This window comes from Pseudomonas brassicacearum (assembly GCF_918698105.1).
GTDB lineage: Bacteria > Pseudomonadota > Gammaproteobacteria > Pseudomonadales > Pseudomonadaceae > Aquipseudomonas > Aquipseudomonas brassicacearum_F.
In genome coordinates this window covers 1-16,317 of sequence record NZ_CAKKMI010000042.1, presented here as the reverse complement: position 1 = coordinate 16,317, position 16,317 = coordinate 1, and the positions used below count along the sequence as shown (strand labels likewise).

Here is a 16,317-nt window from a genome sequence, read left to right as displayed (position 1 = left end):
GCTATTGTCTTACAAGAAAAGCAAAATGGCAGGAACGAATTCCCGCCAAATTTAGGGGATCAAGAGTCTAAAGAGGATCTTGTCCCCAGTCAAGGCAAGGCCCCGACCTCCCCGCCCGCCGGATCTCGACAATTTGTCTCGATCCGCCGAACGGGGCGACCAGGGCCAGGCACTCAATTACCGCAGAACTCAGTTACCACTCGAGTTCAGTGCTTCGGTCAGTGCAGCTTCCACTTCACTGGCGCTTACGCGCAACGGCTTGTCAGCATCACGGCGACGCTTGCGCTCGCTGTGATAGGCCAAACCGGTACCAGCCGGGATCAGACGACCCACGACCACGTTTTCTTTCAGGCCGCGCAGGTAATCGCGCTTGCCGGTTACCGCCGCCTCGGTCAGTACGCGGGTGGTTTCCTGGAAGGAAGCCGCCGAGATGAACGATTCGGTGGACAGCGATGCCTTGGTGATACCCAGCAGCACGCGAGTGAACTTGGATACGAACTTATCGTCCGCAGCCAGGCGCTCGTTTTCTACCAGTACGTGAGTCAGTTCCATCTGGTCGCCCTTGATGAAACTCGAATCGCCGGATTCAGCGATTTCAACTTTACGCAGCATCTGACGCAGGATGGTCTCGATGTGCTTGTCGTTGATCTTCACGCCTTGCAGACGGTAAACGTCCTGGATCTCGTTCACGATGTACTTGGCCAGCGCACTCACACCCAGCAGACGCAGGATGTCGTGTGGATCGCTCGGACCGTCCGAGATAACTTCGCCGCGGTTTACCTGTTCGCCTTCGAAGACGTTCAGGTGACGCCACTTCGGAATCAGCTCTTCGTACGGATCGCTACCGTCGTTCGGTGTAATGACCAGGCGACGCTTGCCCTTGGTCTCTTTACCGAACGCGATGGTGCCGCTGACTTCAGCCAGAATCGAGGCTTCTTTCGGACGACGGGCTTCGAACAAGTCGGCAACACGCGGCAGACCACCGGTGATGTCGCGGGTTTTCGAAGTTTCCTGCGGGATACGGGCGATAACGTCACCGATCGCGATCCGCGCACCGTCCGCAACACCGACCAGGGCGTTGGCTGGCAGGAAGTACTGAGCGATTACGTCAGTGCCTGGCAGCAACAGATCCTTGCCGTTGTCGTCGACCATCTTCACAGCAGGACGGATGTCCTTGCCAGCAGCTGGACGATCTTTCGCATCGAGTACTTCAATGTTGGTCATACCGGTCAATTCGTCGGTCTGACGCTTGATCGTGATGCCTTCTTCCATGCCCACGTAGGTCACGGTACCTTTCATTTCGGTAACGATCGGGTGAGTGTGCGGGTCCCACTTGGCCACGATGGCGCCAGCGTCGACCTTGTCACCTTCCTTGACCGAAATCACAGCACCGTATGGCAGCTTGTAGCGCTCGCGCTCGCGACCGAAGTCGTCAGCGATGGCCAGCTCACCGGAACGCGACACAGCCACCAGGTGACCATCCACGCGCTCAACGTGCTTGAGGTTGTGCAGACGGACGGTACCGCCATTCTTCACCTGAACGCTGTCGGCCGCGGAGGTCCGGCTTGCCGCACCACCGATGTGGAACGTACGCATCGTCAGCTGGGTACCCGGCTCACCGATGGACTGGGCGGCGATTACGCCGACCGCTTCACCAATGTTCACCTGGTGACCACGTGCCAGGTCGCGACCGTAGCACTTGGCGCAGATACCGTAGCGGGTTTCGCAGCTGATCGGCGAACGTACGATCACTTCGTCGATGCTGTTGAGCTCGATGAACTCGACCCACTTCTCGTCAACCAGTGTGCCCGCAGGAACGATCACGTCCTCGGTACCCGGCTTGAATACGTCACGGGCGATAACACGACCCAATACGCGTTCACCCAACGGCTCTACAACGTCACCGCCTTCAATGTGCGGAGTCATTACCAGGCCATGTTCGGTGCCGCAATCGATCTCGGTCACGACCAGATCCTGGGCAACGTCTACCAGACGACGCGTCAGGTAACCGGAGTTCGCCGTTTTCAACGCGGTATCCGCAAGACCCTTACGAGCACCGTGAGTGGAGATGAAGTACTGGAGTACGCTCAGGCCTTCACGGAAGTTCGCGGTAATCGGGGTCTCGATGATGGAACCGTCCGGCTTGGCCATCAGGCCACGCATACCGGCGAGCTGACGGATCTGCGCAGCAGAACCCCGTGCGCCCGAGTCGGCCATCATGTACATCGAGTTGAAGGATTCCTGGTCGACTTCGTTGCCATGACGGTCGATGACTTTCTCTTTCGAGAGGTTGGCCATCATCGCCTTGGAAACTTCGTCGTTCGCCTTGGACCAGAGGTCGATCACCTTGTTGTACTTCTCGCCCTGGGTTACCAGGCCGGAGGCGTACTGACTTTCGATCTCTTTCACTTCTTCGGTAGCAGCACCGATGATGCGGGCTTTTTCATCCGGGATAACGAAGTCGTTAACACCGATGGAAACGCCGGAAATGGTCGAATAGGCAAAACCGGTGTACATCAACTGGTCAGCGAAGATCACGGTCTCTTTCAGACCAACCACGCGGTAGCACTGGTTGATCAGCTTGGAGATCGCCTTTTTCTTCATCGGCAGGTTGACGACGTCGTAGGACAGACCTTTTGGCACAACCTGGAACAACAGCGCACGGCCGACGGTAGTGTCGACAATACGAGTGTTGGTCACGCTGCCGCCGTCACGATCGTTCACGGTTTCGTTGATCCGCACCTTGACCTTGGCGTGCAGCGCGGCTTCGCCGGCACGGAACACACGGTCAACTTCTTGCAGATCCGCGAACACACGACCTTCGCCCTTGGCGTTGATCGCTTCACGCGTCATGTAGTACAGACCCAATACAACGTCCTGCGACGGAACGATGATTGGCTCACCGTTGGCTGGCGACAGAATGTTGTTGGTCGACATCATCAACGCACGCGCTTCCAACTGGGCTTCCAGTGTCAGCGGTACGTGCACGGCCATTTGGTCGCCGTCGAAGTCGGCGTTGTACGCAGCACAGACCAACGGGTGCAGCTGGATAGCCTTACCTTCGATCAGTACCGGTTCAAACGCCTGGATACCCAGACGGTGAAGGGTCGGTGCACGGTTGAGCAGAACCGGGTGTTCGCGAATCACTTCAGCGAGAACGTCCCAGACCTCTGGCAGCTCGCGCTCGACCATTTTCTTGGCCGCTTTGATGGTGGTCGCAAGACCACGCATTTCCAGCTTGCCGAAAATGAACGGCTTGAACAGCTCCAAGGCCATTTTCTTTGGCAGACCGCACTGGTGCAGACGCAGGGTCGGGCCTACGGTAATTACCGAACGACCGGAGTAGTCAACACGCTTACCGAGCAAGTTCTGACGGAAACGACCCTGCTTACCCTTGATCATGTCGGCCAGGGATTTCAGAGGACGCTTGTTGGAACCGGTGATAGCGCGGCCACGACGACCGTTGTCGAGCAGTGCGTCGACCGCTTCCTGCAACATACGCTTTTCGTTGCGCACGATGATGTCCGGAGCGGACAGATCGAGCAGACGCTTCAAGCGGTTGTTACGGTTGATCACTCGACGATACAGATCGTTGAGGTCGGAAGTCGCGAAACGACCGCCATCAAGCGGAACCAGTGGACGCAGGTCTGGCGGCAGAACCGGCAGAACGGTCAGCACCATCCACTCTGGCAGGTTGCCGGAACCCTGGAAGGCTTCCATCAACTTCAGACGCTTGGACAGCTTCTTGATCTTGGTTTCGGAGTTGGTTTGCGGAATTTCCTCGCGCAGACGGCCAATCTCGTGTTCCAGGTCGATAGCGTGCAGCAGTTCGCGGACAGCTTCGGCACCCATGCGGGCATCGAAATCGTCGCCGAACTCTTCCAGCGCTTCGAAGTACTGCTCGTCGTTGAGCAGCTGACCTTTTTCAAGGGTGGTCATGCCTGGGTCGATAACGACATAGCTCTCGAAGTAGAGAACGCGTTCGATATCACGCAGGGTCATGTCCATCAGCAGGCCGATACGGGACGGCAGCGATTTCAGGAACCAGATGTGGGCAACTGGCGAGGCCAGTTCGATGTGCGCCATGCGCTCACGGCGAACTTTTGCCAGCGCGACTTCAACACCGCACTTCTCGCAGATCACACCACGGTGCTTCAAGCGCTTGTACTTACCGCACAGGCACTCGTAATCCTTGACCGGGCCAAAGATCTTGGCGCAGAACAGGCCGTCACGCTCAGGTTTGAACGTACGGTAGTTGATGGTTTCCGGCTTTTTAACTTCACCGAACGACCACGAACGGATCATCTCAGGCGAGGCCAATCCAATACGGATAGCGTCGAACTCTTCGACTTGACCCTGGTTTTTCAGCAAATTCAGTAGGTCTTTCAAGGCCTTTCCTCCTGGCGGAGCAGAGAGCGGGCAAAACAGCCCCGCTCTCGATTCGCGTCACGTGTTATTCGGTTTCCAGATCGATATCGATGCCGAGGGAACGAATTTCCTTGATCAACACGTTGAAAGACTCGGGCATGCCCGGCTCCATACGGTGATCGCCGTCCACGATGTTTTTGTACATCTTGGTCCGGCCGTTCACATCGTCCGACTTCACTGTGAGCATTTCTTGCAGAGTGTATGCAGCACCGTACGCTTCCAGTGCCCAGACCTCCATCTCCCCGAAACGCTGACCACCGAACTGCGCCTTACCACCCAGCGGCTGCTGGGTAACCAGGCTGTAAGAACCGGTAGAACGAGCGTGCATCTTGTCGTCTACCAAGTGGTTCAGCTTCAGCATGTACATGTAGCCAACGGTAACCGGGCGCTCGAACTTGTTGCCGGTACGGCCGTCGAACAGCTGCATCTGGCCGCTTTCTGGCAGGTCTGCCAGTTTCAGCATGGCCTTGATTTCGCTTTCCTTGGCACCGTCGAACACCGGAGTAGCCATTGGAACGCCGCCGCGCAGGTTCTTCGCCAGATCCAGGATTTCCTGGTCGGAGAAGGTGTCCAGCTCTTCGTTGCGACCGCCGATCTCGTTGTAGATCTCGTGCAGGAACTTACGCAGGTCAGCGACCTTGCGCTGCTCTTCGATCATACGGTTGATCTTCTCGCCCAAGCCCTTGGCCGCGAGGCCCAGGTGGGTTTCAAGGATCTGACCAACGTTCATACGCGAAGGTACGCCCAACGGGTTGAGGACCACATCGACCGGGGTGCCATTGGCATCGTGCGGCATGTCTTCAACCGGCATGATCACGGAGACCACACCTTTGTTACCGTGACGACCGGCCATCTTGTCGCCCGGCTGGATGCGACGACGGATTGCCAGGTAAACCTTGACGATTTTCAGCACGCCTGGAGCCAGGTCATCGCCCTGCTGCAGTTTGCGCTTCTTGTCTTCGAACTTGTCGTCCAGCAGACGGCGGCGATCAACGATATAGGCCTGGGCCTTCTCGAGCTGCTCGTTCAGAGCATCTTCAGCCATGCGCAGTTTGAACCACTGGCCATGCTCAAGACCGTCGAGAACTTCGTCGGTGATTTCCTGACCTTTCTTCAGGCCGGCGCCGCCTTCGGCTTTGTGGCCGACCAGAGCGGAGCGCAGACGCTCGAAAGTTGCGCCTTCGACGATACGGAACTCTTCGTTCAAGTCCTTGCGGATCTCGTCGAGTTGAGTCTTCTCGATCGACAGTGCACGAGCATCACGCTCAACGCCGTCGCGAGTGAAGACTTGTACGTCGATGACGGTACCCTTGGTGCCGGTAGGCACGCGCAGGGAGGTGTCTTTAACGTCGCTGGCTTTTTCACCGAAGATGGCACGCAGCAGTTTTTCTTCCGGAGTCAGCTGGGTCTCGCCTTTCGGAGTGACCTTACCGACCAGGATGTCGCCTGCGCCTACTTCAGCACCTACGTAAACGATACCGGCTTCGTCCAGCTTGTTCAGTGCAGCCTCACCCACGTTCGGGATGTCCGCAGTGATTTCCTCTGGGCCAAGCTTGGTGTCACGGGCCACACAGGTCAGTTCCTGGATGTGGATCGTGGTAAAGCGGTCTTCCTGGACCACACGCTCGGACAGGCAGATGGAGTCTTCGAAGTTGAAGCCGTTCCATGCCATGAACGCGATGCGCATGTTCTGACCCAACGCCAGTTCACCCATATCGGTGGACGGACCGTCGGCCATGATGTCGCTGCGCTGAACCCGATCACCCTTGCTCACCAGCGGACGCTGGTTGATGCAGGTGTTCTGGTTGGAGCGGGTGTATTTGGTCAGGTTGTAGATGTCGACACCGGCTTCGCCAGTTTCAACTTCGTCATCGGCAACACGAACCACGATACGGCTGGCGTCGACGGAGTCGATCACGCCGCCACGACGAGCCACGACGCAAACGCCGGAGTCACGGGCAACGTTACGCTCCATGCCGGTACCTACCAGCGGCTTGTCAGCACGCAGGGTGGGTACAGCCTGACGCTGCATGTTCGAACCCATCAACGCACGGTTGGCGTCGTCGTGCTCGAGGAACGGGATCAGCGACGCTGCAACCGAAACTACCTGCTTCGGCGATACGTCCATCAAGGTGACGTCTTCCGGCGCCTTGACGGTGAACTCGTTCAAGTGACGAACAGCTACCAGCTCGTCGATCAGGACTTTCTTGTCGTTCATCGTGGCCGAAGCCTGAGCGATCACGTGATCAGCTTCTTCGATGGCGGACAGGAACACGATCTCGTCGGTGACCAGGGCGTCTTTCACCACACGGTACGGGCTCTCGAGGAAGCCGTACTGGTTGGTGCGCGCATAGGCAGCCAGGGAGTTGATCAGACCGATGTTCGGACCTTCCGGCGTTTCGATCGGGCATACACGACCGTAGTGAGTCGGGTGTACGTCACGAACTTCGAAGCCTGCACGCTCACGGGTCAGACCGCCCGGGCCGAGTGCGGAGACACGACGCTTGTGGGTGATCTCGGACAGCGGGTTGTTCTGGTCCATGAACTGGGACAGCTGGCTCGAACCGAAGAACTCCTTCACCGCCGCAGCCACTGGCTTGGCGTTGATCAGGTCTTGCGGCATCAGGCCTTCGCTTTCAGCCATCGACAGACGTTCCTTGACCGCACGCTCTACGCGCACCAGGCCAACACGGAACTGGTTCTCGGCCATTTCGCCTACGCAGCGAACACGACGGTTACCCAGGTGGTCGATGTCATCGACGATGCCCTTGCCGTTACGGATGTCGACCAGGGTTTTGAGAACGGCAACGATGTCGTCCTTGTTCAGTACACCCGAACCTTCGATTTCGGTACGACCGATACGACGGTTGAACTTCATCCGGCCGACCGCAGACAGGTCATAGCGCTCAGGGCTGAAGAACAGGTTGTTGAACAGGGTCTCGGCGGCATCCTTGGTTGGCGGCTCGCCAGGACGCATCATGCGATAGATCTCGACCAGGGCTTCCAGTTGGTTGCCGGTGGAGTCGATCTTCAGCGTGTCGGAGATGAACGGACCGCAATCGATGTCGTTGGTGTACAGCGTCTCGATGCGAACGACCTGGGCCTTGGCGATTTTTGCCAGGATCTCGGTGTTCAGCTCGGTGTTGCACTCTGCCAGGATTTCGCCGGTGGCCGGATGCACGATGACCTTGGCCGTGGTGCGACCCAGGACGTAGTCCAGAGGTACCTGCAGCTCTTTGATCCCGGCTTTTTCCAGCTGGTTGATGTGGCGAGCGGTGATACGACGACCCTGCTCGACAATAACCTTGCCTTTGTCATCCTGGATATCGAGGACAGCGATTTCACCGCGCAGGCGCTGAGGCACCAGTTCCAGGCTGAGGTTTTCACCTTGCACATGGAAAACGTTGGTGGTGTAGAACGCGTCCAGCACTTCTTCGGTGGTATAGCCGAGCGCGCGCAGCAGTACCGATGCAGGCAGCTTGCGACGACGGTCGATACGCACGAATACGCAGTCTTTCGGGTCGAACTCGAAGTCCAACCACGAACCGCGGTAAGGAATGATGCGCGCGGAGTAAAGCAGTTTGCCGGAGCTGTGCGTCTTGCCACGGTCGTGGTCGAAGAACACGCCCGGAGAACGGTGCAGCTGGGAAACGATTACACGCTCGGTACCGTTGATTACGAAGGTACCGTTCTCAGTCATCAGGGGGATTTCACCCATGTAGACTTCTTGCTCTTTGATGTCCTTGATCGCTTTGTTCGACGATTCTTTGTCGAAAATGATCAGGCGCACTTTTACCCGCAAAGGTACGGCGTAAGTAACACCGCGCAATACGCATTCTTTGACATCAAATGCCGGTTCGCCCAGGCGATAACCGACGTACTCCAGCGCAGCATTGCCGGAGTAGCTGATGATCGGGAAAACGGATTTGAAGGCCGCATGCAGGCCCACGTCGCGGAACTGATCTTTAGTCGCTCCCGCTTGCAAGAATTCACGATACGAATCCAGCTGGATGGCCAGGAGGTACGGCACATCCATGACGTCCGGCAACTTGCTAAAGTCCTTGCGGATACGTTTTTTCTCAGTATATGAGTAAGCCATCAGCGTTCCCCAGCTTGGTCACCTGCTTGTTTGGCCCCTCCCGACGGGAGCAGCCAGAAAATCGTGCAAACCCCATGGTTTGCGCCACCACATCGGGTGGTTACAGCTCGCTATCGGCACCGACCCAGTCGGCTGCCAATAACGGAAAAAGGCCGGTGGCAAGAGCCACCAGCCATCAGCCTGTCGCTTAACGCTCGGGCTGGAGACGCAAAGTCGATGCTTACTTCAGCTCGACTTTAGCGCCTGCTTCTTCCAGAACTGCTTTGGCTTTGTCAGCTGCATCTTTGGCAACAGCTTCCAGAACCATGGCAGGAGCGCCGTCAACTACAGCCTTGGCTTCTTTCAGGCCCAGACCGGTCAGTTCACGTACTGCCTTGATCACGTTTACTTTCTTCTCGCCAGCTTCGGTCAGCATGACGTTGAATTCGGTTTGCTCTTCAGCAACGGCAACAGCAGCAGCTGGACCAGCGGAAGCAGCAGCAGCGGTAACACCGAATTTTTCTTCGAAAGCTTTGATCAGCTCAACAACTTCCATTACGGACATGTTGCCAACGGCTTCGAGGATATCGTTTTGAGAGATAGACATGACTCTAAATTCCTACAATTGGGGGACGGCCTACGCGACCATCGAAATAAACAAAAAACGCGGAAAGGGATGCTCAGCCTTAGGCTGCGGCAGCTTCTTTCTGGTCGCGCAGTGCCGCCAGGGTACGAGCCAATTTGCTGGTTGCGCCTTGAATCACGCTCATCAGCTGGGAAATTGCTTCGTCACGGGTCGGCAGAGTTGCCAGTACGTCGATCTGGTTAGCTGCGAGGTACTTGCCCTCGAACGCAGCTGCCTTAATCTCGAACTTGTCCTGACCTTTGGCGAATTCCTTGAACAAACGGGCGGCAGCGCCAGGATGTTGGGTGGAGAACGCGATCAAGGTCGGGCCGGTGAACACGTCGTTGAGGACACTGTATTCAGTGTCAGCAACGGCGCGCTTGAGCAGGGTGTTACGTACAACACGTACGTAAACGCCAGCTTCACGAGCCTCTTTACGGAGTCCGGTCATAGCGCCTACTGTTACGCCACGGGCATCAGCCACGACAGCGGACAGAGCAGCTTTGGCAGCCTCGTTGACTTCAGCGACGATGGCCTTCTTGTCTTCGAGTTTAATTGCCACGGGTTTAACTCCTGCTTGTTACCGTTTCATCCGGTCGAAACCGAATGTCGTTTTGGTGTCTGATTCGGTAAGGAACCGGGAGCACCATCTGCGTAGGCTTGTGGTTTAAGACTTGCGTCGCCTACGGTCTTGGACAGCCCCCGCCAGGCAGGGACCCCAATTTTTTGATTGGCGCAATTACTTGCGCCAACCTGAGTCTTACGCGTCGAGCGAGCTCTGATCGATGACCAGACCTGGGCCCATAGTGGTGCTCAGGGTAACGCGCTTGACGTAGATACCTTTCGAAGAAGCTGGCTTGATACGCTTCAGATCAGCGATCAGGGCTTCAACGTTTTCCTTCAGCTTGACGGCATCGAAGCCGATCTTGCCAACGGAAGTGTGGATGATGCCGTTTTTGTCGGTGCGATAACGAACCTGACCAGCCTTGGCGTTTTTAACCGCGGTGGCTACGTCTGGCGTTACGGTGCCGACTTTAGGGTTAGGCATCAGACCACGTGGACCGAGGATCTGACCCAACTGACCTACAACGCGCATGGCATCCGGGGATGCGATCACTACGTCATAGTTCAGGTCGCCGCCCTTCATTTCAGCAGCCAGATCGTCCATGCCTACGCGATCAGCACCAGCAGCCAGAGCAGCTTCAGCTGCCGGGCCCTGGGTGAAGACAGCTACACGAACGGTCTTGCCAGTGCCGTGTGGCAGCACGGTAGCGCTACGAACGACCTGGTCGGATTTACGTGGGTCAACACCCAGGTTTACAGCAACGTCGAACGACTCGCTGAACTTGACAGTCGACAGCTCAGCCAGCAGAGCGGCGGCGTCTACAAAGTTGTAGGCCTTGCCTGCTTCAATTTTGCCGGCGATAGCCTTTTGACGCTTAGTCAGCTTAGCCATTACACACCCTCCACGTTAAGGCCCATGCTACGAGCAGAACCGGCGATAGTACGCACGGCTGCATCCATATCAGCTGCAGTCAGATCCGCGTTTTTGGTTTTCGCGATTTCTTCCAGCTGAGCACGGGTAACGGTGCCAACCTTAACGGTGTTTGGACGAGCGGAACCGCTGGTCAAACCTGCAGCCTTCTTCAGCAGAACCGAAGCTGGGGTGCTTTTTGTTTCGAAAGTGAAGCTACGGTCGCTGTAGACAGTGATGATCACTGGAGTCGGCAGACCTGGCTCAAGACCCTGAGTACGGGCGTTGAAGGCCTTGCAGAATTCCATGATGTTCACGCCGTGCTGACCCAGGGCAGGACCAACAGGTGGGCTTGGGTTAGCCTGAGCGGCCTTCACTTGCAGCTTGATGTAAGCGGTAATTTTCTTGGCCATGAGGCACTCCAATTACGGGTTCGAACGCCTCGAAAGGCTCCCCGGTTACTTGCGCGTTTATCCCAGTGACGACAAAACCCCACAGCCTTGGGCTGCGGGGTTGGGATGCCTGCTCAATCAGACCTTTTCGACCTGACTGAACTCTAGCTCTACCGGAGTAGAGCGACCGAAAATGAGCACTGCCACTTGGATCCGGCTCTTTTCGTAGTTAACTTCTTCAACCGTGCCGTTAAAATCAGCGAATGGACCGTCGGTGACGCGTACAACCTCACCTGGTTCAAACAGTGTTTTCGGTTTCGGCTTGTCGCTACCATCAGCGACGCGACGCAGAATCGCTTCTGCCTCTTTATCTGTGATCGGCGCAGGCTTGTCGGCAGTACCGCCAATGAAGCCCATCACCCGAGGGGTATCCTTGACCAAGTGCCAAGTCCCTTCGTTCATGTCCATCTGTACCAGCACGTAGCCCGGAAAGAACTTACGTTCACTTTTGCGCTTCTGGCCATTACGCATCTCAACCACTTCTTCAGTGGGGACCAGAATCTCGCCAAAGCCATCTTCCATGCCAGCCAGCTTTACGCGCTCTACCAGCGAGCGCATAACATGCTTCTCGTAACCCGAGTAAGCATGCACAACGTACCAACGCTTAGCCACGGGACACCCTTAGCCAACAATCAAGGAAACAAGCCAGCCGAGCAGGGAATCGAGCCCCCACAACAGCAACGCCATTACCAGAACAACAGCCACAACGATCAACGTGGTCTGCGTGGTTTCTTGGCGAGTCGGCCATACGACTTTACGAATCTCAGTGCGAGCTTCCTTAGCGAGTACAAAGAAAGACTTGCCCTTGGCTGTCTGCAGGCCTACAAAGGCAGCAACAGCAGCAATGGCGAGCAATGCAAGTACGCGGTACAGGATCGGCGAAGCAGAATAATACTGATTGCCAACAACGCCAATAACCACCAAAGCGACTACTACTAGCCACTTGAGCAGATCGAAGCGAGAGCCTTGAGCTTCAGCTTTAGGAGTCATCTATGAAGATCCTGTGAAAAGAAAGCCAGACACACTGAGTGAATCTGGCAGGTCAGGAGGGAATCGAACCCCCAACCTACGGTTTTGGAGACCGTCGCTCTGCCAATTGAGCTACTGACCTAAAACAAAATCAGGCCGACCATTATGCCGGCCTGAAAAAGACATTACAACTGTTTACTCGATGACTTTGGCTACGACGCCAGCGCCGACGGTACGACCGCCTTCACGGATAGCGAAACGCAGACCGTCTTCCATCGCGATGGTCTTGATCAGGGTAACAGTCATCTGAATGTTGTCACCCGGCATTACCATTTCAACACCTTCTGGCAGCTCGCAGTTACCAGTCACGTCAGTTGTACGGAAGTAGAACTGTGGACGGTAGCCTTTGAAGAACGGAGTATGACGACCGCCTTCTTCCTTGCTCAGAACGTAAACTTCTGCGGTGAACTTGGTGTGCGGCTTTACGGTACCTGGCTTGACCAGAACCTGGCCACGCTCAACATCGTCACGCTTGGTGCCGCGCAACAGCACGCCGCAGTTCTCACCAGCACGACCTTCGTCGAGCAGCTTGCGGAACATTTCAACGCCGGTGCAGGTAGTTTTCTGAGTATCGCGCAGACCGACGATCTCAACTTCTTCCTGGATACGGACGATGCCACGCTCAACACGACCAGTCACAACAGTACCGCGACCGGAGATCGAGAATACGTCTTCGATTGGCATCAGGAACGGCTTGTCGATAGCACGCTCTGGCTCTGGGATGTAGCTATCCAGAGTTTCCACCAGCTTCTTGACAGCAGTGGTGCCCATTTCGTTGTCGTCTTGGCCGTTCAGAGCCATCAGAGCCGAACCGATGATGATTGGAGTGTCATCACCTGGGAAATCGTAAGTGCTCAGCAGATCGCGCACTTCCATCTCAACCAGTTCCAGCAGCTCAGCGTCGTCAACCATGTCAGCCTTGTTCAGGAAGACAACGATGTACGGAACGCCTACCTGGCGGGACAGCAGGATATGCTCACGGGTTTGTGGCATCGGACCATCAGCGGCCGAACAAACCAGGATCGCACCATCCATCTGGGCAGCACCAGTGATCATGTTTTTTACGTAGTCGGCGTGACCTGGGCAGTCAACGTGTGCGTAGTGACGCACGGCCGAATCGTATTCAACGTGAGCGGTGTTGATGGTGATACCGCGAGCTTTCTCTTCCGGGGCGCTATCGATCTTGTCGAAGTCAACCTTGGCCGAACCGAAAACTTCGGAGCAGACACGGGTCAGAGCAGCGGTCAGCGTGGTTTTACCGTGGTCAACGTGACCAATAGTACCAACGTTGACGTGCGGCTTATTACGTTCGAACTTTTCCTTAGCCATCGAAATCACCCCTAGGAGAAGAATTTAGCAAGTCACACAAGCCATTAAAACAAAGGCAGATATTTTCATATCTGCCTTGTTATATGGAGCTCTTGAGCGGATTTGAACCGCTGACCTCACCCTTACCAAGGGTGTGCTCTACCAACTGAGCTACAAGAGCGAAACACTATGCACAACCTGCAAACTTGGAGCGGGTAGCGGGAATCGAACCCGCATCATCAGCTTGGAAGGCTGAGGTTCTACCACTAAACTATACCCGCGGAGCTTGCAGCTCACGCTAAAATGGTGGAGGGGGAAGGATTCGAACCTTCGAAGTCGTAGACGTCAGATTTACAGTCTGATCCCTTTGGCCGCTCGGGAACCCCTCCTAAGCGAGCCGGCATTCTATATCATGCCAGCCTTCTGTCAAGCATTTTCTCATTAAAAACCTGAGGTTAGCTGCGTTGACGTCGCTTCGTATCGCTAACCTTTAAAGGTCTTCGCTGCGAAGCGGGCGCCATTCTATGCAAACTACCCTGCCGGTGCAACCCCTTCGCATGGCATTATTTTATGTTTTAACTCATTGAATTCTTTAGAAAGGTTTTGAAGCAACGTTTCATTCACCTTTCCCGCGCTTTCCTGGGAAACCTGAACCCAGAATCCCCCACCCTCAGGGAGATTTGGCGAGTTCGGCGCAGCAGAACGACCTACGACGCCCGAGGCAGCCAATCGCTGCTCCAACTGCCTGGCCAGCTCCGGACGAACAAAACCACCCAAGTAAACACAGGTCTTTTGCGCTTCACCGGGTTTACCCAGGTCGCGCCTGACAAGTGCATCCGCCGTTTCGCTCAACAGGTGGATATCCTGCTGCGAACCGCGGTACAAACTGAGCGGAGTCACATCCTTGGCGCGAAGTGGGGCCTCCTGCTGATGCCAGATGTAGTAGAAGACATTCAAAACCAGCAACAACAGAAACAACCACCGCATAGAAACCTCAAGACAAAGGACAGGCCATCGCCAAACCGACAAAAACCAGATCGGGCACCACCTTGGCATCAGGAACAACCCCGGAAACCAGATTGGCGTCCCCACCCGTGAGAAACACCACGAAATCCTTTCCCCAATATTGCTGCGCCAATTCAAGCTGAGTCAGAACAAACCCTCTGAGCATCAGCATGCAACCGCGCTCGACTGCTTCGACAGTTGTCCGACCTGGAGCAAGACTCTCATGGGCTCGCTCAGCCGCCATATCGTCATAGCGAATTCTTCGCGTGTGAGTACGCAATTGGTTACGCATTAAAGGCATGCCCGGGCAAATGAATCCGCCGAGATGCTCACCATCCGCCGCCACAAAATCAGCGGTAATGGCAGTACCAAAGTCAAGGACCAGGCATGCACCTGAAGCAAGATGGAACCCACCAAGCAGCGCCAGCCATCGATCAAGCCCCAACCGCTCGTAATCCTGGTAGCCGTTTTTCACCCCCGCCATTTCTCGGGCAGGCACAGCACGGGTCACCGACACCCCATACGCATCAACCAGAGAGGCGACCAGTGAATCTGTCTCCTCCAGGGTCCGCACACTAACAAGACGACATTTCTTGAGCTGGAACTTCTCGGCATTACTGAGGCTCACCAGCAAATCGCTGTCAGAGCTGACCACGCCGCCGTCAACCGGCGTCAGCCCGTCAGCACGAAGAACACGCCATTTGATAAAGCTATTGCCGCAGTCAAGCTCAAGAATCATCACGCAACCTCAGGCTGAGCTCACCACCGCTAAAGTTTTTTTCCACACCCTCTACCTTCAAACGCAGCGCACCCTGGTGATCAATGCCCAGCACAATACCGTCAATTTTATTAACACCAGCAATCAGGGAGACAGCCTTGCCCTGCCAAAGATGGTGTTGCTCCCACTCCGACTGTATTGCGGCAAACCCCGATGCATGATGAAGCTTCAGATAGTGCTGAAGCTTCGCACCCAATCGTGCCACCAGCTCATTTCTATCAAAATCCCTTCCTGCCTCAAGGCACATGGATGTCCATTGCTGGTCGACCTCATCAGTCGATTGCATATTCACATTAATCCCCACGCCCAGGACAACATGGCAAACGTCCGCAGGATCCCCCACCAGCTCAAGCAAAATGCCGGCGATCTTTTTCTCTCCTACCAGGACATCATTAGGCCATTTCAGTCCCGCCTCTGCGATCCCCATATCACGCAGGGCATGCATGACAGCAAGCCCGACGACCAGGCTCAGCCCTTCGATCTGCCGCATGCCGCCGTCAATGCGCAGCACCAGGCTGTGATAGAGGTTTTCGGCAAACGGACTGACCCACTTACGGCCACGGCGACCACGACCAGCGATCTGTCGCTCGGCCAAAACCATGAACGGTGCCGCCGCCCCACGCTCGATCAAACGCAGCGCCTCGGCGTTGGTGGAGTCAATAGCGTCAAAGATATGGACAGGCCACTCATGAAGGCCTTTTGCGTGAATCTCAGCAGCATCCAAAAGCACCAGAGGCTTAGCCAACTGGTACCCCCTACCTCGAACCTTATGAACAGACAGCCCTATTTCTGCCTCCAAGTGCTGCAATTGCTTCCATACAGCACTACGACTGATACCCAGCGCAGCACCTAGCGCCTGCCCTGAATGAAAGCGACCATCCTTCAGAAGTTTTAGCAACGTGAGCATGCGGACTGCGCCCTGATAATGAGGCCCGCATGATAGCCATGCGCAAGACAGTTGCATAGAAACACAAAATGACTTTCCCGCGGGCAAAACAAAACCCCTACCTGCATCAGCAGATAGGGGTTTCGGAATTTAATCTTGACGATGACCTACTCTCACATGGGGAAACCCCACACTACCATCGGCGATGCATCGTTTCACTGCTGAGTTCGGGATGGGATCAGGTGGTTCCAATG

At 55.8% G+C, this 16,317-nt stretch carries 12 protein-coding genes, 4 tRNA genes and 1 rRNA gene; all 17 read right to left on the bottom strand.

Translation table 11 applies throughout. The features are described from left to right. Positions 1 to 189: 189 nt before the first annotated feature. Complete coding sequence (rpoC, locus tag LQ215_RS17260) at positions 190 to 4,389, bottom strand: DNA-directed RNA polymerase subunit beta' (protein ID WP_230151660.1); 4,200 nt, start codon at positions 4,387 to 4,389, stop codon at positions 190 to 192. A 64-nt stretch (positions 4,390 to 4,453) separates the two neighbouring features. Beyond that, positions 4,454 to 8,527, bottom strand: a complete 4,074-nt coding sequence (gene rpoB / locus LQ215_RS17255; RefSeq protein ID WP_053125867.1) for a DNA-directed RNA polymerase subunit beta — start codon at positions 8,525 to 8,527, stop codon at positions 4,454 to 4,456. Between the two features lie 220 nt (positions 8,528 to 8,747). Next, positions 8,748 to 9,113 carry a 50S ribosomal protein L7/L12 gene (gene rplL / locus LQ215_RS17250; protein WP_230151658.1) on the bottom strand — a complete coding sequence of 122 codons (366 nt, stop codon included), beginning with the start codon at positions 9,111 to 9,113 and terminating at the stop codon, positions 8,748 to 8,750. A 79-nt stretch (positions 9,114 to 9,192) separates the two neighbouring features. Next, on the bottom strand, positions 9,193 to 9,693 hold the full coding sequence (gene rplJ, locus LQ215_RS17245; RefSeq protein ID WP_003186092.1) for a 50S ribosomal protein L10: 501 nt from the start codon (positions 9,691 to 9,693) through the stop codon (positions 9,193 to 9,195). Between the two features lie 198 nt (positions 9,694 to 9,891). Further along, positions 9,892 to 10,587 (bottom strand): 50S ribosomal protein L1, encoded by a 696-nt coding sequence (rplA, locus tag LQ215_RS17240; RefSeq protein ID WP_003186095.1) that lies wholly within the window; start codon positions 10,585 to 10,587, stop codon positions 9,892 to 9,894. After that, complete coding sequence (gene rplK / locus LQ215_RS17235; protein WP_003176435.1) at positions 10,587 to 11,018, bottom strand: 50S ribosomal protein L11; 432 nt, start codon at positions 11,016 to 11,018, stop codon at positions 10,587 to 10,589. The genes rplA and rplK overlap by 1 nt, the downstream gene beginning before the upstream one ends. Positions 11,019 to 11,135: 117 nt before the next feature. Continuing rightward, positions 11,136 to 11,669, bottom strand: coding sequence for a transcription termination/antitermination protein NusG (gene nusG, locus LQ215_RS17230; protein WP_003186097.1), 534 nt, complete (start codon positions 11,667 to 11,669; stop codon positions 11,136 to 11,138). Between the two features lie 9 nt (positions 11,670 to 11,678). Further along, positions 11,679 to 12,047 (bottom strand): preprotein translocase subunit SecE, encoded by a 369-nt coding sequence (secE, locus tag LQ215_RS17225; protein WP_003206102.1) that lies wholly within the window; start codon positions 12,045 to 12,047, stop codon positions 11,679 to 11,681. A gap of 45 nt (positions 12,048 to 12,092) precedes the next feature. After that, positions 12,093 to 12,168 (bottom strand) — tRNA-Trp (locus LQ215_RS17220). Positions 12,169 to 12,221: 53 nt separating this feature from the next. Beyond that, the gene (tuf, locus tag LQ215_RS17215; protein WP_003186103.1) at positions 12,222 to 13,415 is read right to left on the bottom strand and encodes an elongation factor Tu; all 1,194 of its coding nucleotides are present in this window, start codon (positions 13,413 to 13,415) and stop codon (positions 12,222 to 12,224) included. Positions 13,416 to 13,499: 84 nt separating this feature from the next. Then, a tRNA-Thr gene (locus tag LQ215_RS17210) sits at positions 13,500 to 13,575 on the bottom strand. A gap of 26 nt (positions 13,576 to 13,601) precedes the next feature. Next, positions 13,602 to 13,675 (bottom strand) — tRNA-Gly (locus tag LQ215_RS17205). 23 nt (positions 13,676 to 13,698) lie between these two features. Further along, positions 13,699 to 13,783, bottom strand: a tRNA-Tyr gene (locus LQ215_RS17200). A 142-nt stretch (positions 13,784 to 13,925) separates the two neighbouring features. Beyond that, entirely contained in the window at positions 13,926 to 14,381 is a 456-nt protein-coding gene (locus tag LQ215_RS17195) for a hypothetical protein (RefSeq protein WP_057452119.1), read from the bottom strand. A gap of 7 nt (positions 14,382 to 14,388) precedes the next feature. After that, the gene (locus LQ215_RS17190; RefSeq protein ID WP_230151655.1) at positions 14,389 to 15,138 is read right to left on the bottom strand and encodes a pantothenate kinase; all 750 of its coding nucleotides are present in this window, start codon (positions 15,136 to 15,138) and stop codon (positions 14,389 to 14,391) included. Then, entirely contained in the window at positions 15,128 to 16,084 is a 957-nt protein-coding gene (gene birA / locus LQ215_RS17185) for a bifunctional biotin--[acetyl-CoA-carboxylase] ligase/biotin operon repressor BirA (protein ID WP_230151654.1), read from the bottom strand. The genes LQ215_RS17190 and birA overlap by 11 nt, the downstream gene beginning before the upstream one ends. A gap of 133 nt (positions 16,085 to 16,217) precedes the next feature. After that, positions 16,218 to 16,317: ribosomal RNA gene (rrf, locus tag LQ215_RS17180) — 5S ribosomal RNA — on the bottom strand; the annotation flags it as partial.

What these genes read in the sequence shown, in the direction of transcription:
- birA (WP_230151654.1), bottom strand. Translation starts at nt 16,084, where the DNA reads ATGCTCACGTTGCTAAAACTTCTGAAGGATGGTCGCTTTCATTCAGGG.
- secE (WP_003206102.1), bottom strand. Translation starts at nt 12,047, where the DNA reads ATGACTCCTAAAGCTGAAGCTCAAGGCTCTCGCTTCGATCTGCTCAAG.
- rpoB (WP_053125867.1), bottom strand. Translation starts at nt 8,527, where the DNA reads ATGGCTTACTCATATACTGAGAAAAAACGTATCCGCAAGGACTTTAGC.
- rplL (WP_230151658.1), bottom strand. Translation starts at nt 9,113, where the DNA reads ATGTCTATCTCTCAAAACGATATCCTCGAAGCCGTTGGCAACATGTCC.
- tuf (WP_003186103.1), bottom strand. Translation starts at nt 13,415, where the DNA reads ATGGCTAAGGAAAAGTTCGAACGTAATAAGCCGCACGTCAACGTTGGT.
- rplA (WP_003186095.1), bottom strand. Translation starts at nt 10,587, where the DNA reads ATGGCTAAGCTGACTAAGCGTCAAAAGGCTATCGCCGGCAAAATTGAA.
- LQ215_RS17195 (WP_057452119.1), bottom strand. Translation starts at nt 14,381, where the DNA reads ATGCGGTGGTTGTTTCTGTTGTTGCTGGTTTTGAATGTCTTCTACTAC.
- LQ215_RS17190 (WP_230151655.1), bottom strand. Translation starts at nt 15,138, where the DNA reads ATGATTCTTGAGCTTGACTGCGGCAATAGCTTTATCAAATGGCGTGTT.
- rplK (WP_003176435.1), bottom strand. Translation starts at nt 11,018, where the DNA reads ATGGCCAAGAAAATTACCGCTTACATCAAGCTGCAAGTGAAGGCCGCT.